Annotated in this window: 21 protein-coding genes; 11 read left to right on the top strand and 10 right to left on the bottom strand. The window is 75.7% G+C overall.

The window, feature by feature from the left end:
- Positions 1 to 9: 9 nt before the first annotated feature.
- Positions 10 to 948 carry a ribonuclease Z gene (locus tag GYH36_RS05545; RefSeq protein ID WP_162289333.1) on the bottom strand — a complete coding sequence of 313 codons (939 nt, stop codon included), beginning with the start codon at positions 946 to 948 and terminating at the stop codon, positions 10 to 12.
- A 93-nt stretch (positions 949 to 1,041) separates the two neighbouring features.
- Here GYH36_RS05545 and GYH36_RS05540 point away from each other — a divergent pair, with 93 nt between their 5' ends.
- The 8 genes from GYH36_RS05540 (at position 1,042) to GYH36_RS05505 (ending at position 10,529) form a co-directional block, all read left to right on the top strand.
- Positions 1,042 to 1,731 (top strand): histidine phosphatase family protein, encoded by a 690-nt coding sequence (locus GYH36_RS05540; RefSeq protein ID WP_162289332.1) that lies wholly within the window; start codon positions 1,042 to 1,044, stop codon positions 1,729 to 1,731.
- Between the two features lie 108 nt (positions 1,732 to 1,839).
- Positions 1,840 to 2,709, top strand: coding sequence for a tryptophan 2,3-dioxygenase (locus GYH36_RS05535; protein ID WP_162289331.1), 870 nt, complete (start codon positions 1,840 to 1,842; stop codon positions 2,707 to 2,709).
- Entirely contained in the window at positions 2,706 to 3,818 is a 1,113-nt protein-coding gene (locus GYH36_RS05530) for an amidohydrolase family protein (protein WP_162289330.1), read from the top strand. Before GYH36_RS05535 ends, GYH36_RS05530 begins: the two co-directional genes overlap by 4 nt.
- Positions 3,815 to 5,092, top strand: a complete 1,278-nt coding sequence (locus GYH36_RS05525; protein ID WP_162289329.1) for a kynureninase — start codon at positions 3,815 to 3,817, stop codon at positions 5,090 to 5,092. Before GYH36_RS05530 ends, GYH36_RS05525 begins: the two co-directional genes overlap by 4 nt.
- Positions 5,089 to 5,916: a PaaX family transcriptional regulator gene (locus GYH36_RS05520; RefSeq protein ID WP_162289328.1), complete on the top strand. Its 828-nt coding sequence runs from the start codon at positions 5,089 to 5,091 to the stop codon at positions 5,914 to 5,916. The genes GYH36_RS05525 and GYH36_RS05520 overlap by 4 nt, the downstream gene beginning before the upstream one ends.
- 18 nt (positions 5,917 to 5,934) lie before the next feature.
- Positions 5,935 to 6,270 (top strand): nuclear transport factor 2 family protein, encoded by a 336-nt coding sequence (locus tag GYH36_RS05515; RefSeq protein WP_162289327.1) that lies wholly within the window; start codon positions 5,935 to 5,937, stop codon positions 6,268 to 6,270.
- 184 nt (positions 6,271 to 6,454) lie between these two features.
- The gene (locus GYH36_RS05510) at positions 6,455 to 8,149 is read left to right on the top strand and encodes a collagen-binding domain-containing protein (RefSeq protein ID WP_162289326.1); all 1,695 of its coding nucleotides are present in this window, start codon (positions 6,455 to 6,457) and stop codon (positions 8,147 to 8,149) included.
- A 232-nt stretch (positions 8,150 to 8,381) separates the two neighbouring features.
- Positions 8,382 to 10,529, top strand: coding sequence for a purple acid phosphatase family protein (locus GYH36_RS05505; protein ID WP_162289325.1), 2,148 nt, complete (start codon positions 8,382 to 8,384; stop codon positions 10,527 to 10,529).
- Positions 10,530 to 10,569: 40 nt separating this feature from the next.
- Here GYH36_RS05505 and GYH36_RS05500 read toward each other — a convergent pair whose 3' ends face one another.
- A complete protein-coding gene (locus tag GYH36_RS05500) occupies positions 10,570 to 11,943 on the bottom strand; it encodes an ADP-ribosylglycohydrolase family protein (protein WP_312028517.1) in 1,374 nt (457 codons plus the stop codon).
- 25 nt (positions 11,944 to 11,968) lie between these two features.
- Here GYH36_RS05500 and GYH36_RS05495 point away from each other — a divergent pair, with 25 nt between their 5' ends.
- Positions 11,969 to 12,463 (top strand): heme-degrading domain-containing protein, encoded by a 495-nt coding sequence (locus GYH36_RS05495; protein WP_162289324.1) that lies wholly within the window; start codon positions 11,969 to 11,971, stop codon positions 12,461 to 12,463.
- Between the two features lie 43 nt (positions 12,464 to 12,506).
- Here the strand turns inward: GYH36_RS05495 and GYH36_RS05490 are convergent, their stop codons facing one another.
- From GYH36_RS05490 to GYH36_RS05470, 5 genes are all read right to left on the bottom strand, one after another.
- Positions 12,507 to 13,646 (bottom strand): OmpA family protein, encoded by a 1,140-nt coding sequence (locus GYH36_RS05490; RefSeq protein WP_162289323.1) that lies wholly within the window; start codon positions 13,644 to 13,646, stop codon positions 12,507 to 12,509.
- Positions 13,643 to 14,227, bottom strand: a complete 585-nt coding sequence (locus GYH36_RS05485) for a hypothetical protein (protein WP_162289322.1) — start codon at positions 14,225 to 14,227, stop codon at positions 13,643 to 13,645. Before GYH36_RS05485 ends, GYH36_RS05490 begins: the two co-directional genes overlap by 4 nt.
- Positions 14,228 to 14,414: 187 nt before the next feature.
- Complete coding sequence (locus tag GYH36_RS05480) at positions 14,415 to 14,951, bottom strand: Hsp20/alpha crystallin family protein (protein ID WP_162289321.1); 537 nt, start codon at positions 14,949 to 14,951, stop codon at positions 14,415 to 14,417.
- 117 nt (positions 14,952 to 15,068) lie between these two features.
- Positions 15,069 to 16,052 carry a hypothetical protein gene (locus tag GYH36_RS05475; RefSeq protein WP_162289320.1) on the bottom strand — a complete coding sequence of 328 codons (984 nt, stop codon included), beginning with the start codon at positions 16,050 to 16,052 and terminating at the stop codon, positions 15,069 to 15,071.
- Entirely contained in the window at positions 16,049 to 17,377 is a 1,329-nt protein-coding gene (locus GYH36_RS05470) for an exonuclease domain-containing protein (RefSeq protein WP_162289319.1), read from the bottom strand. Before GYH36_RS05470 ends, GYH36_RS05475 begins: the two co-directional genes overlap by 4 nt.
- Before the next feature lie 183 nt (positions 17,378 to 17,560).
- Here GYH36_RS05470 and GYH36_RS05465 point away from each other — a divergent pair, with 183 nt between their 5' ends.
- Positions 17,561 to 19,327: a M20/M25/M40 family metallo-hydrolase gene (locus tag GYH36_RS05465; RefSeq protein ID WP_115943353.1), complete on the top strand. Its 1,767-nt coding sequence runs from the start codon at positions 17,561 to 17,563 to the stop codon at positions 19,325 to 19,327.
- A 215-nt stretch (positions 19,328 to 19,542) separates the two neighbouring features.
- Positions 19,543 to 20,787 carry a hypothetical protein gene (locus GYH36_RS05460; RefSeq protein ID WP_162289318.1) on the top strand — a complete coding sequence of 415 codons (1,245 nt, stop codon included), beginning with the start codon at positions 19,543 to 19,545 and terminating at the stop codon, positions 20,785 to 20,787.
- Between the two features lie 3 nt (positions 20,788 to 20,790).
- Here GYH36_RS05460 and GYH36_RS05455 read toward each other — a convergent pair whose 3' ends face one another.
- From GYH36_RS05455 to GYH36_RS05445, 3 genes are all read right to left on the bottom strand, one after another.
- A complete protein-coding gene (locus GYH36_RS05455) occupies positions 20,791 to 21,474 on the bottom strand; it encodes an SDR family oxidoreductase (RefSeq protein WP_024841472.1) in 684 nt (227 codons plus the stop codon).
- Positions 21,475 to 21,550: 76 nt separating this feature from the next.
- Positions 21,551 to 22,132, bottom strand: a complete 582-nt coding sequence (locus GYH36_RS05450; RefSeq protein WP_162289317.1) for a PASTA domain-containing protein — start codon at positions 22,130 to 22,132, stop codon at positions 21,551 to 21,553.
- 90 nt (positions 22,133 to 22,222) lie between these two features.
- A complete protein-coding gene (locus GYH36_RS05445; RefSeq protein ID WP_312028516.1) occupies positions 22,223 to 23,536 on the bottom strand; it encodes an NAD(P)/FAD-dependent oxidoreductase in 1,314 nt (437 codons plus the stop codon).
- Between the last annotated feature and the right edge of the window lie 43 nt (positions 23,537 to 23,579).

The raw sequence follows: 23,579 nt of genomic DNA, 5'->3' as shown, positions 1-23,579 counted from the left end.
CCCCGCCGCTCAGGCGCTGCGGCGCCGGGGGACGCGCACGCGGTCGAGGTCCTGCGCGACCGTGAGCTCGCCGTCGAACACCTCGCGCGCCTCGCGCCAGAACTCCGTCGGGTCGGGGTAGCGCTGCGAGAAGTGCGTGAGCACGAGCGACCGGACGCCGGCCTGCGCCGCGACGGTCGCCGCCTGCCGCGCCGTGAGGTGGCCCCAGCGCTCCGCCTGGTCGCGGTCGCGGTCGAGGAACGTCGACTCGATGACGAGCAGGTCCACGCCGTCCGCGAGGCGGTGCACCGCGTCGCACAGGCGCGTGTCCATGACGAACGCGAACGACTGGCCCGGGCGCGGGCGGCTGACGTCGTCGAGCGTGACGGTCCGGCCGTCGGGCGCGACGACCGTCCCGGTGCGCTGCAGCTCGCCGACCGGCGGCCCCGCGAGGCCGTGGCGCGCGAGGAGCACGGGGTCGAGCGACCGGCCGTCGGGCTCGTCGAGGCGGTAGCCCATCGCCTCGATCGTGTGGTCGAGGCGCTCGGCGCGCAGCGTGAAGCCCGGCTCGGGGCGACCCGGGACGGGCGGGACCACGCCGTCCGTGGTGAGCGGCTGGAGTGCGAGGTGCCCGCGGCGGTAGTGCGCGCTCGCGTCGAGCAGGTGGTCGACCCACCGCTGGCCCGACGCCGGGTACGTCACCCCGATCGTGTGCCGCACCCCGTCGCCGCTGATGCGCTGGGAGACGCCCGCGAGGCCGAGGCTGTGGTCACCGTGCAGGTGCGTGACCGCGATGCGCGTGAGGTCGGTCGCGGAGACGCCCGCGAACGTCATCTGGCGCTGCGTGCCCTCGCCCGGGTCGAAGAGGATCGCCTCGTCGTCCCAGAGCAGCACGTAGCCGTTGTGGTTGCGCGTGCGGGTCGGGACCATGCTGGCCGTGCCCAGCACCACGAGCTCGCGGCGAGACATGGAGCCAGCCTGCCACGGCGCGCGGCGCGCGCGGGTGTGCCGCGGGACGGGCTCGTAGGGTGGCAGGAGCCGCCCCCGAGACCCCGGAGAACCATGCGCCTGCTGCTCGTCCGCCACGGACAGACCCCGTCGAACGTCGCGGGCCTGCTCGACACCGCCTTCCCGGGGCCGGGGCTCACCGCGCTCGGCGCCCGCCAGGCCGCGGCGATCCCGGGCGCGCTCGCGGACCGCGTCGTCGACGGCGTCGCGGTCTCGACTCTCGTGCGCACGCACCGCACGGCCGCCCCGCTCGCCGAGCGGCACGGGCACGACCTGCTCGAGCTCGACGGACTGCGCGAGGTCGACGCGGGCGACCTGGAGATGTCCGCCCACCACGACGACCACATGCGCTACCTGGAGACGGTGTTCGCGTGGGGGCGCGGCGAGCCCGGCCGGCGCATCCCCGGCGGCCCCGACGGCACCGAGTTCCTCGACCGCTACGACGCGGCGCTCGCGGCCGTCGCGGAGGCCGGGTGGGAGACGGCCGTCGCCGTGTCGCACGGCGCGGCGATCCGCGCGTGGGCGTGCGCGCGCGTCGACGGCGTCGACATCGACCTGCTCGCGTGGACGCCGCTCGCCAACACGGGGCTCGTCGAGGTCGAGGGTGACCCGGACTCGGGGTGGCGGCTCGTGGGCCTGAGCGACGGCCCGCTCGGCGGGGCCGCGCTCGACGACCTCGTCGCCGAGGACCCGACGGGGGAGTCCGTCGTGGAGGAGGAGCGGCGCGCCGCGACGGACGACTGACCCTACCGCCCGGTCGGGATGACGCAATGATTCGATCATTGCGTCATCGTGCTCCGCGGTATCGCACGGCCCTGGCGGTCGTCACGATCGTGACATACGCTCGGCGGCATGGCCGACGCACCGCCGCCCGCGCCCAACGAGCGCGCGCTCGAGTCCGACATCGTCACCGACCTGCGCGAGCAGATGACGTACGGGTCGTACCTGCACCTCGACACGCTGCTCGCCGCGCAGGAGCCGGTGAGCGACCCGGCGCACCACGACGAGATGCTGTTCATCGTCCAGCACCAGACCACCGAGCTGTGGCTCAAGCTGGTGCTGCACGAGCTCCTGTCCGCGCGCGACCTGCTGGCCGCCGACGAGCTCGGCGCCGCGCTCAAGCGCATCGCGCGCGTCAAGCACGTGCAGCGCACGCTCACCGAGCAGTGGTCGGTGCTCGCGACGCTCACGCCGAGCGAGTACGCGCAGTTCCGCGGGTTCCTCGGGCACGCGTCGGGCTTCCAGTCGTGGCAGTACCGCGCGGTCGAGTTCCTGCTGGGGAACAAGAACGCGCGCATGCTCGCGGTGTTCGACGCCGAGCCTGACGCCCGCGCCGAGCTCGCCCGCCTGCTCGCCGAGCGGAGCGTCTACGACGAGTTCCTGCGTCACCTCGCGCGGCACGGCCACGACGTGCCGCAGCGCGTCCTGGACCGCGACGTCACCGTGGCCCACACGCTCGACGACGACCTCGTCGAGGTCTTCCGGCGCATCTACGACGACCCGGAGGCGCACTGGTCGGCGTACGAGACGTGCGAGGAGCTCGTCGACCTGGAGGACAACTTCCAGCTCTGGCGGTTCCGCCACATGAAGACCGTGCTGCGCATCATCGGCACCAAGCGCGGGACGGGCGGGTCGAGCGGCGTCGGGTTCCTCCAGAAGGCCCTCGACCTCACGTTCTTCCCCGAGCTGTTCGCCGTCCGCACGGAGATCGGGCGGTCGTGAGCGGCCAGCCTCTCGGTCACGCGGGCGACGGCGGCACGTGGCTCCCGCCGTTCGCCGACGCGCACGTGCACCTCGGCCTCGCCGACCCCGTCGCGGTGCGGCGCGGCGGGATCGCCGTCGTGCACGACCTCGGGTGGGTGCCCGACGTCGCGCGCACGTGGCCCGGCCGCCCCGACTTCCCCGAGGTCGCGTTCGCCGGGGCCTTCCTCACCGCGCCCGGCGGCTACCCGTCCGACCGCTCGTGGGCGCCGCCGGGGTCGGTGGCCGAGGTCGCGACCCCCGACGACGCCGTCGCCGCCGTCGACCGCCAGGTCGCCGCGGGCGCCTCGTTCCTCAAGGTCACGCTCCACGCCGACGCCGGCCCGGTGCTCGACGACGTCACGCTCACCGCGCTCGTCGGCCACGCCCACGCGCGGGGCCGGGACGTCGTCGCGCACGTGGAGGGCAGGGGCATGGCGGCGCGCGCGGTCGAGGCGGGCGTCGACCGGCTCGCGCACGCCCCGTTCTCCGAGCGGCTGCCCGACGACCTGCTCGCCGCGATGGCCCGACCCCGCGCCGTCGAGCACGACCCTGCTCGCGGTCGAGAACGGGGTAACTGCCGGAATGAGCCGGATGACGACAGCAACCCCGTGCTCGGCGGGGCGGGGGGTCGGACGGCCGGGCGGAGCCGCACGACCTGGGTGAGCACGCTCGACATCCACGGCTGGGGCAGCCCGACCGCCGAGCAGGACGTCGCGATCGACAACGTGCGGCGGTTCGTCGCGCTCGGCGGGACCGTCGTCTACGGGACCGACCTCGGCAACGGACCGATCCCGCACGGCGTCGACGAGCGCGAGCTGCGGGCGCTCGCGGCCGCCGGTCTCGACGCCCCCGCCCTGCTCGGCGCGCTCACGCGCGAGGCGGCGCACCCGCGCGCCGCCGACGGCGTCGACGACCTCGACGATCACGTCGAACGCCCCCGGCGCGCGTCGCTCGCGACGTGGATCCCCGGCGACCCGCCCGACCCCGACGACCTCGACGCGGTGTGCGCGTGGCTCGCGCGCGCCGTCGTCGTCGACGACCCCGCCCGCGCGCAGCGCGCGCCCGCCACCCCGGAGGACCGGCCATGACCGACCCGACCCCGAGCACCGTGCTCCCCGCCGACCACGCCGCGCGCTCCGCCGCGCTCGACGCCGCCGACCCGCTCGCGCGGTTCCGTGACGCGTTCGTCGACTCCGACGAGGTCACCGCCTACCTCGACGGGAACTCGCTCGGCCGACCGACGCGCGCGGCGGCCGAGCGGCTCGCCCGGTTCGCGACGGACGTGTGGGGCGCGCGGCTCATCCGCGGCTGGGACGAGGAGTGGTACGGCCTCCCGCTGACGCTGGGCGACCGGATCGGCGCGGTGACGCTCGGCGCGGCGCCGGGCCAGACGTTCGTCGGCGACTCGACGACCGTGATCCTCTACAAGCTCGTGCGCGCCGCGCTCTCGGCGCCGCAGGTCGCGGGCCGCGACGAGATCGTGCTCGACGCCGGGAACTTCCCGACGGACCGCTACGTGCTGGAGGGCGTCGCGCGCGAGCACGGAGCAACGCTGCGGTGGATCACGCCCGAGCACGACGCGGGCGTGACGCCCGGGCAGGTCGCCGCCGTGCTCTCGGACCGCACGGCGCTCGTGCTGCTCAGCCACGTCGCGTACCGGTCGGGGTACGTGAGCGACGCCGCCGCGATCACGGCGCTCGCGCACGACGCCGGCGCGCTCGTCCTGTGGGACCTGTGCCACTCGGTCGGGGCGCTGCCGGTCGAGCTCGACGCGTGGGGCGTGGACCTCGCGGCGGGCTGCACGTACAAGTACCTGAACGGCGGCCCGGGCGCGCCCGCGTTCGGGTACGTGCGCGCCGACCTCCAGGACGTGCTGACCCAGCCGATCCAGGGCTGGATGGGCAGCGCGGCGCCGTTCGAGATGGGCCCGGCGTATGCGCCCCACGACGGGGTGCGGCGCTTCCTGTCCGGGACGCCCGCGATCGTCGGGATGCTCGCGATGCAGGACATGCTCGACCTCGTGGACGAGGCGGGGATCGCGGCGGTGCGGGCCAAGTCGGTCGCGCTCACCGAGCACGCGACCGCCCTCGTGGACGACCTCCTGCTCCCGCTCGGCGCCCGGTACGCGTCGCCGCGCGACCCCGAGCGGCGGGGGAGCCACGTGACCGTGGACCACGCCGCGTTCGAGGCGACGCTCCCGCTGCTGTGGGAGCGCGGCGTCATCCCCGACTTCCGCCGCCCGGACGGCCTGCGCCTCGGCCTGTCCCCGCTGTCGACGACCTTCGACGAGGTGCGCGTCGGCGTCGAGGCGGTGCGCGACGCGCTCGTGGAGGTGCTCGGCCGCGCGGGCGGCGCGGCGTGATCCTCGACGACCTCGACGCGCGGCCGGGGAGCGCGACGTCCCTGCTGCGCACCGTCGTCGGGCTGTACCTGCGCGACCTCGGCGGGGCGGTCGCGGTGGCCGACCTCGTCGCGCTGCTCGGCGCGCTCGGCGTGCCGCCCGCGGGGGCGCGCAGCGCGGTCTCGCGCGTCAAGGCCAAGGGGCTGCTCGCCCCCGCGACGCTCGACGACGGCCGTGCCGCGTACCGGCTCGCGCCCGACGCGGTGCCGATGCTGGAGCGCGGCGACCGGCGCATCTTCACGTACCGGCAGCAGGGCGACGACGACCCGTGGTGCCTGGTGTCGTACTCGCTCCCGGAGGCGCGACGCGACGCGCGCCACCAGCTCCGGCGCCACCTCGCGTGGATCGGTGCGGGCACGGTCGCCGACGGCCTGTGGATCGCCCCGGGGCATCTCGTCGACGAGGTCGAGCAGATCCTCGTCGTGCTCGGGGTGCGCGACGCCGCGACGGTGTTCGCGGCCGGGCCGCCGCGCGTCTCCGGGTCGTTCGCCGACGCCGCGGCTCGCTGGTGGGACCTCGACCGGGTCGCGGCGCTGCACCGGGCGTTCCTCGCGCGGCACGACGGCGCCGTGACGACGGGAGAGACGACGCCGCGCGACGCGTTCGCGCGCTGGGTCCGGGCGGTCGACGACTGGCGTCCCGTCCCGTACGCCGACCCGGGTCTGCCGGCGGCGGCGCTGCCCGCAGGGTGGCCCGGCCGGGCGAGCGTCGCCCTGTTCGACGCGCTCCGTGCCGCGCACGCGGCGGCGGCCCGGGAGCACGTCCGGGTCGTCGTGGGGCGCTGATCGCGGCACAGTGAGGTCATGACCGACACGACGCCCGACCTCCCGCCCGCCGTGCGCACGCTCGTCGACGCGACCAACGCCGGCGACTCCGCGCGCTTCCTCACCGCGTTCGCGGACGACGGCTTCCTCGACGACTGGGGCCGGCAGTTCCGCGGGCACGACGAGCTCGCGAGCTGGGACCGCACGGACAACATCGGCAGACGGTCGCGCTTCGACGTGACGAGGCTGCGCGACGGCGCGACCCCGGACGAGGTCCTGCTCGACCTCACGGTGTCCGGCGAGGGGTACAACGGTCCCGCGACGTTCACGATCCTCCTGCGAGACGGACTGATCGCGCGTCTCGTCATCTCCTGAGCCGTGCCAGCGTTCCGGACATGACCGACACATGCGGATCCTGGCGTCGGCTGTGCTGGTGGGGTTGATCACACCGGGGTGACTTCACCCGGCACCCAGACCTGGACGACTGTCCAGGTCTGCCTACGGTGGTCGGGACGGGTCGTCCGACCCCGTCGCCCGCGACACCGAGACCCAGGTAGTGATGACCCGCTCGACCGTGACACCTGAACAGCAGATCCCCTCGACCCCCCGCCGCGCCGGCCGACGCCCGGCCGCCGCGATCCTCGCCGCCGGCCTCCTCGCCGGTGCCGGCCTCGTCGTCCCCGCGACGAGCGCCGCGGCCGCCGACGCGGTCAACCCGTTCGACCTGGCCGGCGGCTTCAGCGTCTACGCCCGCGAGGACGCCCGCCTCGACAACCACGAGACGGAGGGGTCCGTCGCCGTCGGCGGCGAGCTGACCGTCCGGGCCGAGGGCGGCATGTACCCGATCGTCCACCATGTGGCCGGGACCGCGGACTACACGATCCCGACCGTCGACGGCGACCCGACCCGTCTGCTCGTCGGGTCGTACGCGCCGACGTCCGGCCTCGTGGAGATCACCAACGCCGGGGTCCCGGCGGGCAGCGGCGCCGAGCTCGAGGGCTACCTCAAGGTCGTCGGTGCCGACCCCGCGTTCGACACGTACCAGCGCGGCGACTGGGTGCGGTACCGCACCGCTGTCGACGAGGCCCCGTCGATCGACGCGACCAACCAGAAGTGGCCCGACGGCGCCGCGACCGTGGCGACCGAGCGCGACTCGGTCGCCGCGTACGTCGAGACGGGTGCCGCAGAGCCGGCCGAGGTGCGCCAGTGCCTCGCGGACCTCGTGCCGAGCGGCGTGGCCCACGTGCTCACGGTGGCCGAGGACGTCGGCGACCGCGTCGTCCTCTCGGCGCTCGAGCCGGGACGGCCGAACGTCGTGGACTACGCCGACATCGCGGACGCGTACACCGTGCAGTTCGCGGACGGGGTGCTTCCCTCGGCCGACGCCCCGCTGATCGTCTCCGTCCCCGCCGGGACGACCGAGCTGCGCGGCTCGGTGTTCGGCGCCGAGGGCGCGGCGGCCCGCCACGTCCTGTGGGACCTCTCGCAGCTCGACGGCGCGGTCACCCTCGGCACCGGCGGGACGCGCCTCGACGGGTCGGTCTACGCCCCGACCGCGGACCTCACGCTCGAGGCGGCCCCGCTCGACGGCCAGGTCGTCGCGCGGAACCTCACGCTGCTCGGCGGCGAGGCGCACGCCTACCTCTTCGCCGGCTCCATCCCGTGCGCCACCGAGCCCGTCGTGGAGACGGGCAGCCTCACCGTCACCAAGCGCGTCGCGGGGGACGAGGCCTCCACCGTGCCCGACGGGACGACGTTCACCGTCGCGTACGAGGCCGCCGGGACGACGGGCGAGCTGACCGTACCCGTCGACGGCTCCGCGACCGTCGAGGACCTCCCGCTCGGCACGGAGGTCGTGCTGTCCGAGCCGGGCTTCCCCGCCGTGGACGGGGTCGAGTGGGGCGAGCCGACGTGGCAGGTGGACGGTGCCGCCGTCGAGCCGGGAGACGACGGGACCGTGCGCGTCGAGATCGGCACGACCGACGTCGCCGTGGTGCTGACCAACACGGCGGACGCGCCGGTCGAGCCGACGCCCACGCCGGTGACCCCCACCCCGACCGAGCCCACGACCCCGACGACGCCGACCACGCCGACCACGCCCGGCGTGCCCGACCAGCCGACGTCCCCCGCCGACGGCGGAACCGGCGGCCTGGCCACGACGGGCGTCCAGGCCGGGGGCGTCGCGCTCGCGGCCCTCGTGCTGGTCGCGCTCGGTGTCACGGTCCTCGTCCTGCGGCGCCGCCAGGACGCCTGACCCCGTTCCTCCCGCGCGTCCGACGCCGCGTCCCCGACCTCGGGGGCGCGGCGTCGTCGCGTTCCCGGGGCGTGTCCGGGACGGCCACCTGCCCGCCGTCGGGAGTTCACCGGGCGGACGGGCGCGCGCCACCCCGGCTCCGTACGGTGACAGCGCTTCCCACCACGGGTCCGACGCCGCCACGGTGGTCCGACGGTCGTCGCGCGCGGACCCCTGACCTGCGAAGGAACCCATGAACCCGCACGCCTCCCGACTGCCCGGCGCGCTGACGCGCGTGGCGGCGTCGGCGCTCGCCGTCTCGCTCGTCGGCACGGTGCTCGTCGCCGCGACCGCGACCTCGACGGCCGCCGCCGACGAGTCCCTGCTCTCGACGTCCGGCACGACCTGGCGCTACCTCGACGACAACACGAACCCGGCTGGATCCGCCGCGGACCAGCGCGCGTGGACGACCACCGCGTTCGACGACTCCGCGTGGAAGTCCGCGACGGGCGCGTTCGGCGCGAAGCGCGGCGCGGCGACGGGGATCGGCGCCGCGTTCCCGATCACCACGCTCCTCAGCCAGTACATCGAGGGCACGACGACGGACGTCCCCACGTTCTTCTTCCGCACCGACGTGGAGCTCACCGCGGCGGACCTCGACGGCGTCCCCGCGTTCGAGGGCGAGATCGTCTACGACGACGCCGCGATCGTCTACGTGAACGGCGAGGAGGTTGTGCGCCTGGGCGACGACTCCCGCGAGATCACGGAGAACCTCCAGTACCACGGCAACGGCCGCACGGACCCGGTGACGGGCACGTTCGTCATCCCCTCCGACGCGTTCGCGCCGGGCGAGAACACGATCTCCGTCGCGCTCTACCAGGACGCGCCGACCAGCTCGGACATCTACCTCGACGTGCGCTCGCTCGTCCCGACGCACGGCGAGGTGCGCGACGTCGCGCTCAACGTCGGCGCGGACGAGACGCAGGCGAACGTCGCCTGGTTCTCGACGCTGCCGGGTGCGGGAGAGGTGCAGTGGGCCCGCGCCGACGAGGACGGCGAGGTCGACTGGCGGACGGCCGCGACGTCGTCGTCCCGGAGCGGCGCGGCCGCGGACGGCGCGACGTACCACCACGCCACGATCACCGGGCTCGAGGAGGACGCCGAGTACGTGTACCGCGTGGGCAGCGCGGCGACCGGCTGGTCCGAGTCGTCGACGTTCACCACGGGCACGTTCGGGGACGAGTTCTCCGCGCTGTTCGTCGGCGACGCGCAGATCGGCGCGAGCCGCGACGTCGCGCGGGACGCCGCGCAGTGGGCCGCGACCCTCGACACCATGACCGCGCGCCACCCCGACACGGCGTTCCTCATCTCCGCGGGCGACCAGGTGGACACGGCGGGGAGCGCCGCGCAGTACGCCGGCTTCCTCGCGCCGCGTCAGATGCGCGAGCTGCGCTTCGCCGTCCAGGACGGCAACCACGACACCGGGTCGGCGCTCTACGACCAGCACTTCGCGATGCCGAACGTCTCCGCCGAGCAGCGCCGCGACTACTGGTACGCGTACAACAACGTGCTCGTCGTCGCGATCGACTCGAACGACTCGTCCGCGACGCAGATCGCGGGTCACGAGGCGTTCCTGCGCGACGTGATCGACACGCACGGCGACGCGTACGACTGGGTCGTGGTGACGTTCCACCACTCGCTCTACAGCCAGGCGTTCCACTCGCGCGACGCCGACGTGGTCCGCCTGCGCGAGGCGCTCTCGCCCGTCTTCAGCGACCTCGGCGTCGACCTCGTCCTCGCGGGCCACGACCACATCTACACGCGCTCGTACCTCATGGAGGGCACGACGCCCGTCGTCCCGGCCGAGGCGCCGGCGGAGGGCGACGTGCTCACCCCGGACGAGGACCAGGTCCTCTACCTCACGGGCAACTCGTCGTCGGGCTCGAAGTTCTACGGCTTCGACGGCGACAAGCCGTGGACGGCGCGCTGGGAGCAGTCGCGCGAGGCGAGCTACTCGGACCTCGACGTCACGCCCACGTCGCTCACCGTGACCACCTACACGACCGGGTCGCAGCGCGTCGTCGACCGGGTGACGCTGCAGCGCGAGGCCGCCGCAGGCCCCGCGCTCGATGTCGAGACGAGCACGCGCTGCCTCGCCGGCACCGCGTACGTCGCGGTCCGCGCGACGAACACCGGCGACGTCCCGGCCGACGTCGTGCTCGCGACGCCGTTCGGCACGCGGACGGTCGCGGCGGTCGCGCCGGGCAAGGCCGCCTACCAGTCGTTCTCGACGCGGTCGGCCGCGGTCGACGCCGGGTCGGTCTCCGTGACGGGCACCGTGCCCGACGGCGGGGCCTCCACCGTGCGGGACGTCGCCTACCCGGCGGTCGCCTGCGGCTGAGGCTGCGCCTCCGGGCTCGCGGTCTGAGGACGCTGCGGGCTCAGGCGGGGTCGTCGAGCGGCTGGACGACGACCCCGCCGAAGCGGGCCTCCTGGGCCCGGTGCTCGACGCCGCCGATCCACACGCGCCCGGCGAGGACGTCGGGCGAGGCGGGCGATCCGTCGTCGGCGTGGTGGGCGGTGTACCCGCCGAGGAGGCTCGCGTTCGAGAGCGAGACCGCGCGCCCGTCCGCGTCGGTGACGTCGAGCGCGCACCACGTGCACACGTGCCGCGGGTAGCGCGGGTTCTCGCGCAGGAGCGTCCCGCACACGGGGCAGTGCTGCGCGGGCCGCGGGTCGCCGTCGGGCAGGACGAGCCCGCCCGCGCGGACGAGCCCGCCCTGGGCGGTGCGGCGCGCGAGCGCGGTGAGCTCGCGCCGCGCGATCCCGGGCCAGCCGTGGACGGCGGCGGACCACTCCGGCGGCACGGCGCGCGCCCCGTACCGCGCGCCGAGCAGCGCACCGGCGATCGCCGCGACGGTGTCGGTGTCGCCGCCCACGGCCACGGCCGCCTGCAGTGCGGCGACGAGGTGGTCGCGGCCGGCGGACCTCGACCCCTCGGGCGCCGAGGTCGTCGCGATCGCGCGCCACGCCGCCTGGAACGCGGTCACGGTGAAGCCGTTCTGCCCCAGATCGGCCGCGGGCTGCGGCGCCTCCGCGTCCGCGATCCACCCCGACCAGCGAGCCGCCGCCTCGGGTTCCAGCAGGTCGAGCCCCGCGCGGACGTCGAGCCGCTGCGCGACGACCGCGACGCGCACCGCCTCCGACCACAGCACGCACGACTCGGCGGCGAGCGGGTCGGTGTGCGTGAGGCTCGCGACCGACCGGGCCGCGCGCGCCGTCGCGACCCGGTCGTCGAGCGCGACGAGACCGACGACGCCCGTGCGCATGAGCGCGCCGTTCCCGGCCGTGCGCCCGGTCGCCGCGTGCAGGGCCGCCGACGCCTCGCGCAGGCGGGTCGCCGCCGGTCCGCGCCGGCCGGCGGCGTCGCGCAGGACGGCCGCCGTCTGCGTCCCGACGTCCGACGCGCCACCCGTGCGCCACGCCTCGAAGCCCGCGCCCACGGCGTCGAGCGGGGTCGCGCCGAACGCGTCGGGGACGTCGGACAGGACGTCGTGCGCGGCGGTGACGCGCGCGACGCACACCGACATCTGCGTGTCGTCGCTCCACTCGCCCGGCTCGTACGGGCCCAACCCGCCCCCGCGCATCACCGCGATCTCGTCCCGCCGCCCGGGACCGGGCGGCTGCGCGAACTCGTACGGGACGCCGAGTGCGTCGCCCGCGGCCTGGGCGAGCAGCACGCCCGACGCGCGGTCGAGCAGGTGGTGGTCGAGCGGGTCGGGCGGCGCGGGGGCCCGCCGGGGAGACGTCGTCACGCGGCGATCGTGCCACGATGGCGCCATGACCACGACGCCCGACGACCTCGCCGCCCTCATCGCCTCCGTCGAGGAGGACGAGCGCGACCTCGTGCTGCGCACCTTCACGCACGACGACGCGTGGCGGCTCGGCTGCCTGCTCGTCGAGCTCGCCGACGAGCGCGACCTGCCCGTGACGATCGACGTCCGCAAGGGCCCGCAGCAGGTGTTCCATGCCGCGCGCGAGGGCACGACGGCGGACAACGACTCGTGGGTCCGGCGCAAGGTGCGCGTCGTCGAGCGCTTCGGGGCGTCGTCGTACCTCGTGGGCCTGCGCGCCCGCGCGCAGGGCACGACGTTCAACGACAAGCACCAGCTCCCGCTGCAGGAGTACGCCGCGCACGGCGGCGCGTTCCCCGTCCGGGTCGACGGCGTCGGGATCGTCGGCGTCGTCACCGTCTCCGGCCTCGCGCAGGGCGACGACCACGCACTCGTCACCGAGGCCCTGCGGTCGTTCCGCGGCGAGGCGACCGCGTCCTGACGCGTCGGCCCGTGGGGCGACCCGCCGGCGGCGACGCGTGCCGTCAGTCCCCGACGACCGGGACGTCCTCGAAGGTCGGCCACGTGGGCGCGACGTTGACGTAGAGGGACGCCACGGGCTCGACGGGGCGCGGCAGGTACACCTCGTAGCGCACGGTTCCGCCGACGCTCGTCTGCGCGGAGACCGGGTCGGTGTGGAGCTTCGCCGCGCCGCTGCCGCGCACGGGGGAGTACGACACGAGGGTGTACGGGTCGACGGCGGACGGGTGCAGCTCGCCGCGGCCCGTCATGTCGTAGACCCGGATGCGGTCCTCCTCGCCGTCCACGGGACCGAGCGGCGTGAGCTGGACGCGCAGGCGCATGACGGAGCCGCGCACGACGATCGGCTCGACCCCGACCCGGACCTCCTCCTCGCGGCCGTCGGCGTTCGGCACGAGGACGGTCTTCTCGACGGCGGGCTCGACGTCCTCGACCGGCTCGACGCGCGGCCGGTCGCCCGGCACGAACTCGGCGGTGACGGGATCGACGTCGTGCTCCTCGACCTCGATGCTGCGCTCGCCCGGCGTCGTGCCGGAGTAGCGGAGCTCGACGCGGCGGTTCTGGGCGCGGTCCTCGGCGACGTCGTCGCCGGACTCGGCGACCTTGAGCTGCGACTCGCCGTAGCCCTGTGCGTCGAACGTGACGTCGGGGCGCACGGCGGCCGCGGCGTCGGCGACGGCCTGGGCGCGGCGCTGGGAGAGGTCGAGGTTGTCGGCCTCCTCGCCCACGGAGTCCGTGTGGCCCGCGACGGTCGCGGTGACGCCGTCGGGCAGCTCCTCGGCGATCTCCTGCACGCGCTCGACCGCCGCCTGCGACAGGTCGGCGGAGCTCACGTCGAACAGCACGTCGGTCTCGAGCGTGACGACGACCTCGTCCTCCTCGACCTCGACGTACTCGAGCGACGTCACCGCGCCGGCGAGCTCGAACGTCGTCGCGACGCCCGGGTCGAGGCGCGTCGTCGCGCGGTCGAGGTCCTCGCGGCTCGGCTGGCCGCCGAGGTCGTCGAGCGTCAGCGGGTCGACGCCGGGCACGAACCCCTCCGGAGCCTCCTCGTCCGCGGTGGCGGCGGTGGCGGAGAGCAGCGACGCGGCGACGACGGCGCCGAGGCCCGCAGCGAGAACGCGCGTGCGGCGGGCGCGCCTCATTCCTCGGACTCCCACGTCACGGGCACGTCCTCGAGCGCGGGCCACGAGTCGTTGAGGCGCACGTCGACCGTCGCGGGGTCGCCCTCGGGTCGCGGGAACCACGCCTGGTAGAGCACGGGCCGGCCGTTGACGGTCTCGGCCTCGTGGGGGTCCGTCGAGAGCGTCGTGCCCGAGCTGGACACGATCTTGTACTCGGTGAGCGTGCCGACGTCGACGATCCGCGGGTCGTGGTCCCGGCCGAACATGTCGTAGACGGAGTACGACTCCGTCGGGTCGTCGCCCGCGAAGTGGGGCGTGAGGAGCACGCGGAGCTCGACCGTCGAGCCGTCGGCGGTGAGGGAGACGAGGCCGATCGTCACCTCGTCCTCCGCGGAGCCGGGCACGGGCTGGCGCGTCTCGAGGATCGGCTGGTACTCGGTCGCCCCGACGGCGACGGGCGTCGGGCCCTCCTCGGCGTCGCCCGTGCAGCCGGAGAGGGCGAGCGCCGACGCGGCCCCGAGCGCGACGACGAGGGCGCGCCCCGCGAGGGGGGAGCGGCGGGACGGGAAGAGGGGCGAGCGCGGACGCCGGAGGCTCGTCATAGCACGAGAGGCTATCCGACCGGCCGCCGCGCGGACCGCCGCGCGGGTGGGGAGCGGTCCCCATGCGCGGACGCACGAACGGGGCCGGCACCGTGAGGTGCCGGCCCCGTCGTCCGGTCGGGCAGGGGCGTGACCGACCGGGCCTGTGGGCCGGCGCGACGTCGCGCGTCGCGCCGGCGGTGCGGCGTCAGGCCGCGCGCGTGACCTCGATGCGCCGCGGGGTGCGCCCGGCGAACACGCCGGCGACGGTCACGGTGAGCACGCCCGCGTCGTACGACGCGCGGACGGCGTCGGCGTCCGCGGCCGTCGGGAGCGTGACGGTCCGGCGGAACTCGCCGAACCGCACCTCGCGGACGCGCCGCCCGGCGGGGGCGGCCGCCTGCTCCTCGCGAGCCTCGGGCTGCTCGCCCTCGGCCTCGCCGTCGGTCACGGCCTCGCCGTCGCTCACGGCCTCGGCCGCGGGTGCCTCGGTGATCCGCTGGTCGCGACGCTCACCGCGCACGACCAGGCGGCGCCCCTCGAGCTCGACGGTCACGTCGCGCTCGGGGTCGACGCCCGGCAGGTCGAAGCGGGCGACGAGGTCCTCGCCGTCGCGGTAGACGTCGGCCGCGGGGGCGAAGCCGGTCAGCGCGACGGGAGCGCCGGCGGGACGCGTCCACAGCTGGCGCACGACCCGCTCGGTGGGCAGCGGGCGGAACGGAGCCACGGTGTAGGTGCTGATCATGGTGTCCTCCAGGTCTGTCGTGCCGCGGCTGCCCGCGGCGTCCTGACCGGTCCAACCCTGAGCGGACCCCGCTCAGTCCCGGGTTCGCGGACGACGAAACCCGCCCGCCTCGACGGGTCAGCGCCGCGCCGCGCGGCGGGCCTTGCGCGCCGCCGCGGCGCGCTCCTCGGCCGCGTCGAGGCGCTCGTCGACGGCGTCCAGCGCCTCGCGCGCCGCGCTCTCGGCGTCGCGGGCCTCGGCCAGCCGTGCGCGCAGCGTGTCGCGCTCGTCGGCGAGCCGGGCGAGCTCGTCCTCGACGCGCCCCAGCTCGTCCTCCACCTGCCCGACCGCGTCGCCCGCCTCGCGCACGCGCGCGTCGGCGTCGTCGCGCTCGGCCTCCAGGCGGTCGACCTCCGCCGCGCTCTCCTCGACCTCGCGCTCCGCCGCCGCGACGGCCTCCTCGACCGCGTCGTCGTCCGCCGAGTCCCCGCCGGAGGACCTCTTCCCGCGGCGACCGCCGCCCTTGGGCTCGCTCGTCGCCGCGGCGTCCGCCGCACCGGTGCGTGCCCGCAGCTCGACGACGTCGGCCGGCTCGCCGCCCTCGTCGACGATGCCGAACCCGACGTGCTGCAGCGCCTGCGAGAGGCGACCCGCACGCACGAGCGCGCCCGCGTCGGCGTCCATGACGGCGGCGGTGAGCGTCTCGGCGACCCGGTCGAGCGCCGCCGCGGACACCGAGCGTCCCGCGACCTCGCCGGCGTCGCGCAGCTCGCCCACGACCCGCTCGACCCGCTCGCGCCGCAGCCGGTCCAGCGTGCGGATCCGTGTGCGGTCGCGGTCCTCCGTCGCGTCGCGCAGCTCGTCGCCGAGGCGCACGAGCGCCTCCACGTCCTCGGCCCGCTCGCGCGCGACCTGGTTGACGACCCACGCCGCGACCGTCGGCTTCGCGAGGCGCCCGACCCGCTCGGCACCCACCGCGTCGCCCGACGCCTTGATCCGCTTCGACGCGGCCGTGCGCGCGACGACGAACCGCTCGAGCGGCAGCGCGAAGAGCTCGTCGACGAGCGCGTCGACGTCGACCGCCTCGTCCGTGCCGGAGCCCCGGCTGCCGCGCGCGCTCATGACGCCCAGCGTCGCACCCCGGCGTCGGTCGTGCGCCCGGTCCCGCCCGTCCCGGCGGCGAGCAGCCCGGCGAACGCCGCCTCGGTGACGACGGGGATGCCGTACCGGCGGGCGGTGCGGGCCTTCGTCGAGAGCGAGTCGGGGTCCGCCGCGACGAGGAGCCGGGTGCGGCGCGTGACGTGGGGCCACGGGGACAGGCCCGCGGCCCGCGCGTCGGCCTCCCACGCCTCGCGCGTGCGCGTCATCGAGCCGGTGAGGACGACCTCGTCGCCCGGGGCGAGCGTGAACGCGGGCCGTGGCCCGACCCGCACGTCGTCCGCGAGGCGGTCGCCCAGCGCGGCCTCGACCGCGCCGGCGACGTCGTCGGCGTCGAGCCCGAGCTGCCCCGCCACCTCGTGCAGGGCCGGGTCGTCGCGCAGCGTGGCGCCGTCGTCGCGCGCGCCCGCGGCGGTCGTCCCGCCGAGCGCGTCGAGCTCGGCCCGGGCCAGGACGGCGAGGTAGTCGCGGTGCAGGGCCTCGACGGCCGCGCGGTCGAGCCCGGCGCGTCGGGCCTCGGCGAGCAGCGCCGCACGCTCGGTGTGCGAGACGTAGCGATCGAGCAGCGCCGCGTCGAGCAGGCGCAGGTACGTCTCCGCCGCGTCCGAGCCCGCGGTCGCCCCCGCCCCGGCGGGGTGGGTCGGTGCCTCGTCGAGCGCGGCGAGCCAGTGCCCGCGCGCGCGGCTCGCGCCGCGCAGCACCGGCTCCACGTCCGACGGCACGGGCGGCAGCGCCCAGCGCACGCCGTCCGCGGCGGCGCGCGCGACGCCCCAGCACTCGTCGTCGGCCGCGACGTCGAGGTAGTACCCGAGCAGCCCCGCGGTGGCGCGCGCGTCGCCCAGGGCCGAGTGGACGCCGTCGTGCACGACGCCGACGGCCGCGCAGCACGCGGCGAGCGCGCGCGAGCCCGTGAGGTAGCGGCCCGCGAGCTGCTGCGTGCACAGGCACGCGACGGGGTCGATCGCCGCGGCGATCCCCGCCCGCCCGATCTCGGCGCGCAGGAACCGCGTGTCGAACGCCGCGTTGTGCGCCACGAGCACGCGCCCGGCGAGCAGGTGCAGGAGCGCGGGCGCGACGCGGTCGAACGTGGGCGCGAGCGCGACGTCGGCCGCCGCGATGCCGTGCACGTGCTGCGGGCCCAGGTCGCGCTCCGGGTTGACCAGGGTGCACCACTCGTCCTCGACCCGGCCCGCGTCGTCGACGAGCACGACCGCGACCTCGGCCACGCGGTCGCCGAGCCGCGGGGAGAACCCGGTGGTCTCGAGGTCGACGACGGCGAATCCGGGCACGCGCACAGTCTGCCCGACGCCGCCCACGTCGGTCACCGAACGGCCCCGGGGGTTTCGCGTGCCGCGCCGTGGGCCTACGCTCGCGTGCACACGAGCCTCCGCAGCGTCGCGTCTCGTGTGCGACTCGGCCGGACCCCGACACGACCGGGGCCGGTCGGCGGGGGCCACTGTCGAGGAGGATGCGTGAGACCACGAACGATCGTCCCGTCCGCAGCAGCCGCGAGCCTCGTGCTCGCCGCACTGACCGCAGCACCCGTGGGGGCCGCCCCCGCCGGCGGCCTCCGCGCCGCCGCCGAGCCGCCGCCTCTCGAGGACCTCGTCACCGGCGACGCGGTCATGGACCGGCTCCAGGACTTCCAGGACATCGCGGACGCCAACGGCGGCAACCGTGCCATGCAGACCCCGGGCTACGAGGCGAGCGCCGTCTACGTCGAGGACACCCTGCGGGCCGCGGGCTACGAGCCCGAACGCCAGTACTTCACGTTCGACGACCTCGTCGTCGACGAGCTGTCCCTCACCGCCGCCGGCGTCGAGGTGACGTCGGACGTCTACCCGGCCGAGTACGCGCCCGACACCCCGGACGACGGCGTCACGGGCCCGATCGTGCAGCCCGCCGACGACCTCGTCCAGGGCTGCACCGCCGACACGTGGGACGGCGTCGCGGTCGAGGGCGCCGTCGCGCTCATCAGCCGCGGCACGTGCCCGTTCGCGGACAAGGCGCTGTACGCCGCCCAGGCCGGCGCGGCCGCCGTCATCCTGTACAACAACGCCGACGGCGCGCTCAACCCGACGCTCGGCGCCGAGAGCGACGAGTGGGTGCCGACGGTCGGCATCACGCAGGCCGCCGGCCAGGCGATCCTCGACGCGATCGCCGGCGGCGCGGACGCCGTGGCGACCTACGACCTGCAGACGCACGTCGAGGAGTTCGAGACGTTCAACGTGATCGCCCAGACGCCGGGCGGGCGCGACCACAACGTCGTCATGGTCGGCGCGCACCTCGACGGCGTCGAGGACGGGCCCGGCATCAACGACAACGGCTCCGGCTCCGCCGCGATCCTCGAGGTCGCGGTCCAGCTCGCCGCCGCGACCGACGGCGGCCAGGACGTCCAGAACGCGGTCCGGTTCGCGTGGTGGGGCGCGGAGGAGGTCGGGCTGCGCGGCTCGACGCACTACGTGGCCGACCTCGTCGAGAACGACCCCGCGGCGCTCGACGACATCGCGACCTACCTCAACTTCGACATGGTCGGCTCGCCGAACTACATCATCGGCGTGTACGACGCGAACGAGTCGACGTACCCGGCGCCCGTCGAGGTCCCGCCGGGCTCGGCCGAGACCGAGGCCGTCTTCACCGACTACTTCGACGGCATCGACCAGGCCTGGGTCGACACCGAGTTCTCGGGCCGCTCCGACTATCAGGCGTTCATCGAGAACGGCATCCCGGCGTCCGGCCTGTTCACCGGGGCGGACGGGTCGAAGACGGCCGAGGAGGTCGCGCTGTTCGGCGGCACCGAGGGCATCTTCTACGACCCGAACTACCACTCGCCGGCCGACACGATCGACAACGTCGACGCCACCGCGCTCGACATCATGTCGCGCGCCATCGGCCACGCGGTCGCGTCGCTGTCGGTCGACACGTTCGCGATCAACGGCGTGGGCAACCCGCGCGTCGACGGGATCGTGGCGGAGTCCCGGTGCCTCGCCGGGACGGCGTACGTCGCGGTCCGCGCCACCAACGGCGAGGACGAGGCCGTGTCGCTGCGGCTCGTCACGCCGTTCGGCCAGCGGGCGTTCGGGCAGGTCGCGCCCGACGCCAACGCGTACCAGTCGTTCAACACGCGGACGGCGTCGCTCGACGCCGGCACGGTGAGCGTCGTCGCACGGCTCGCCGGCGGCGGGGAGAACCACTCCCAGACGTACGACGCCGCGTACGAGGCGATCGACTGCGGCTGACCCGACCGCAGCACCACCGGCCGGGGCCGTCCTCCACCCGAGGGCGGCCCCGCGCCGTGCCCGCGTCGTGCCCGCGTCGTGCCCACGCCGTGCCCGCGCCGTGCCCCGCGGTGCCCACGCCGTGCCCGCGTCGTGCCACGCCCTGCCCACGGGCGGGTCGCCGGTCTACGCTGACCCGCGGCACCGCGCCGGGTGCCGCGACGCGAAGGGGTGCCGTGGCGAAGGAACCGTTCCTCACGACGACCGACGACGAGCCGGGCGACGGCCCGGACGTCCCCGGGCTGACGACGGGCGACGGGCGCGGCGCGCTCGCGCGGCTGCTCGGGGAGCGCCGCCTGCCGCGCGTCCCCTCGCTCCCGTCCGTCCCGCGCCCGACCCTCCCGCGCCCCTCGGTGTCCCTGCCCGGCCGCTGGTCACGCCGCGACGCCGCTGCGCCCGACGCCGCGTCCCCCTCGTCCGGGGAGGAGGACACCGCCCCCGCGCCGGACGCCCCGGGCGTGGACGTCCCCGGGGTGGACGTCTCGGGTGTGGACGCCGCCGGTGTGGACGCCGGTCTCGACGCGGCGCTGGAGGACGCTCTCGTCGAGGCGCTCGCGGACGAGGACGTCGACGACGCGCCCGACGGGGCCGAGCCCGAGGGCGGCGCGCTCGCCGAGGACCGTGCGTCGGACGGCGACGGAGAGCGCGCCGGGGACGAGGAGAGCGGCGACGACCCGGACGATCTCGTCACGGAGTGGGTCCGGCGCGCGATCGACGCGTACCCGCGGCCGTCGTACCCGCTCGAGCGCGAGTGGGACGTCTCGGTGCAGGGCGTCGTGCGCCTCGTGCCGTTCGTGCCGCGGTTCGCGACCGCGCCGCTCGCGCTCCTCGACCGGTTCGGTGCCCTGACGATCGGCCCCCGGCGCGTGGGCCTCGACGGCAAGGACGTGGACTGGGAGCGCGTGGTCGAGGTCCGCACCGCGCCCGCGTGGACGTGCCTGTCGGCGGAGGCCCTCGAGGCGAACCTCGCCGAGCTCGTCGTCGCGCTGCCTCCGGTTCCGGGCCGGGCGTGGGTGCTGCGCCGGATCAGCGAGCTCCTGCTGTCCCTCTACCTCGCCGTGATGCCGCCGGACGACGACGGCACCGACGTCCTCGCCGACGCCCATGCCCTGCTCGGCGCCGACGACGGCGGGACTGGTAGGAAGGACCCGATGTTCGACCGGGTCGTCACGCACGTCGTCTACCGTCGGCGGTTCGGCACCGGCGAGGCGCAGGCGAGCGCGACGTCGGTACTCCTGCAGCTCGCGCTGCGCGGCGCCACGGACGTCGTGGTACGCACGGCCGAGGAGCGCGGGGTCGACGTGGTGCACGTGCGCGCCGAGGACACGAGCGTCGGGTCGGTCGTCGCGCGCGCCGCGACGTGGCGGCGCACCGCGCTCGACCTGCGCGAGCGCGTGGACCGCCGCGTCCGCCGGAGGTGAGCGTCAGCGCTCGAGCGCCTCGAGGATCGGGGTGTCGCCGCCCGTGAACCGGATGAAGCGGCCGACCGTCGCGGGCGTGCGCAGCGTCTGGGCGACGACCATCGCGACGTCCGCGCGCGAGACCCGGGACGCCGCGCCGCTCGGCACGTCCTCCGCGCCGTCGAGGCCGTCGGGCCCGTCGCCCACGACGCGGATCGCGCCCGTCGGGTCGTCGTCGGTGAGCGTGCCCGGGCCGAGGACGGTCCAGTCGAGGCCGGTGCCCCGGAGGTGGTCGTCGGCCGCGAGCTTCGCGTCCGCGTAGGCGAAGAAGCTTGAGTCGGGGTCGACGCCGTGGTCCGGCACCGACCCGATCCACGACACCATGACGTACCGGCCGACGCCGGCCGCGGCGGCGGCGTCCATCGACCGTCCGGCGGCGTCGCGGTCCACGGCGTACGTGCGGTCGCGGTCGCCGCCCCCGGCACCGGCGGACCACACGACGGCGTCGAAGCCGTCGAGCGCGGCGGCGATCTCCTCGGTCTCGGCGTGCTCGACGTCGAGGAGGAGGGGCTCGCCCCCGAGGCGGCGGACGAGGGGGAGCTGCTCGTCGGCGCGGACGATCCCGGACACGGACGCGCCGTGGCCGACGAGGATCGGGACGAGCAGGCGCCCCACCTTCCCGTGGGCTCCGACGAGGGCGATCTTCATGCGGCGTGCTCCTGTCTGCGGGCGCGGTGAGGTTCCCACCGTGCGCCGTCGCGGCCTGTGCCGCCACCCGGAAGGGTCAGGGGCACTGCCGGGCGTTGGGCGCCGCCCCGAGCCGGACCGTCTCCGAGGCCCGGACGAGGTCACCGCCCACGGGCTCCTGGGCGCACACGGTCCAGCCGTTCGACGCGCCCGGGAGCGCGCCCGCCCCCGGGTTGCGCGCGTCCACCACGACGACCGTCACGGCGCCGCGCTGCTCCAGGTCGGCGCGCGCCTGCTTGAGCTTGGCCTCGACGAGGTTCGGCATGGAGAACGCGTGCTCGATCTCGACGGAGACCTCGACGCCGTCGGAGCCGCCGGGCGGGAGCGGCGCGCCGGGCTCGGCGGGCGGCTGCGCGGTCGGGTCGGCCGTCGGACCGGCGGTCGGGCCGTCGGTCGGTGCGGTCGTGGGGGATGCGTCCGGGGTCCCGGGGCCACCGGGCAGCGCCTCGGCGCGGCACCCCGCGAGGGCGGCCGCGGCCACCACGGCGAGCACCGCGACGCGGGCGCGACGCGGCACGGCCAGGGCGCGGGGTCGCGCGTCGTCGTGCCGTGCGCCGCGCGCGGCCTCGTCCTTCGTGGTGCCCGTCGTCGTCGACGACGCACCCGTTCGTCCTGCCACCACTCGTGCCCCCGATTGCCCCTGCGAACCGCTTGATCCCTTCGAGGGTACGGGACGACCCTGCGAGGCGCTGCCGGGCGGCGGGTGATCTCAGCGGGACCGGGGCGTGCGCTTCGGCGGTCGCACGGTGGGGACGTCACCCACGATGGGGATGGGGCGCCGGTGGAACGGGAACCCGTACCGCGTGACGAGGCCGGCGAGCGTGGTCATGCGGTTGCGCGGTCCGATGAGCCCCATGATGTGGACGAACAGCCACGCGAGCCACGCGACGCCGCGCGTGAGGCGGATCTTCCCGACGACCTCCGCGACCGCGGCGCGCCGCCCGATCACGGCCATCGTGCCCTTGTCGAAGTACCGCAGGGGCTGCGTCGGGCGGCCCGCGACGAGCGCGACGACGTTCCTCGCGACCTGCTCCCCGGACTGGATCGCGGGCTGCGCGAGCTGGGGGAGCCCGGCGGGGGAGATCGCGATGTCGCCCGCGGCGAAGACGCCGGGCAGACCCTCGACCTGGAGGTCGTCACCGACGACGACGCGCCCGCCCTCGCCGCGCGGCAGGCCCCAGTCGTCGACCTCCTCGTGCGGGTGGACGCCCGCCGACCACACGGTGAGGTCGGAGCGGATGCGCGTGCCGTCGGTGAGCACGACGGCGTCCGGCAGCACCTCGGCGACCCCGGCGCCCAGGTGCAGGTCCACGCCGCGCCGGCGCAGCTCGTCGGCCGCGTACGTGCGCAGCCGCGGGTCGAACGACTTGAGGACCTCGTTGCCGCGCTGGACGATCTTCACCTCGAACGCGTCGCCGTGGATCTCCGGGTAGGCGGGCCGCAGCCCGGCGGTGCGCAGCTCCGCGAGCGCCCCGGCGACCTCGACGCCCGTCGCGCCGCCGCCCACGACCACGACGCGCAGGCCGTCGTCCGTGCGCGGGCTCGCGGCGGCCTTCTCGAGGCGGATGAAGAGCGTGTCGCGGATCTTCATCGCCTGCGACCGCGAGTACATGGGGAACGAGTTCTCCTTGGCGCCGGGCGTGCCGAAGAAGTTCGCCGTCACCCCGTTCGCGACGACGAGGTAGTCGTAGTCGACCCACTCGTCGTTGAGCAGGCGGATGCGCCGGTTCTCGTGGTCGATGCCCACGAGGTGCTCGTGCACGACCCGCACGTTCTTCTGCTTGAGCCGCAGCCCGCGCAGGAAGTACGTGACGTCGCCGGGGTTCAGGCCGCCTGTCGCGACCTGGTAGAGCAGCGGCTGGAACGTGTTGTAGACACGGCGGTCGACGAGCGTCACCCGCACGCGCGCCTTCGCGAGGCCCTTGACGACGGCGAGCCCGGCGAACCCGGCACCGACCACCACGACGTGCGGGACGGGGCTGGTGGCTGCCGGTCCTGGCGCAGCGGTCACGGGCTCGGGCACGGGGCCTCCTCAGGGCGACGGGGTGGGAGAGCGCCGGTGCCCG

The sequence above is a fragment of the Cellulosimicrobium composti genome, assembly GCF_010287905.1.
In the GTDB taxonomy this organism is placed as follows: domain Bacteria; phylum Actinomycetota; class Actinomycetes; order Actinomycetales; family Cellulomonadaceae; genus Cellulosimicrobium; species Cellulosimicrobium composti.
The sequence above is the reverse complement of the archived record's forward strand: the minus strand, read 5'-3'. Positions and strand labels throughout refer to the sequence as shown.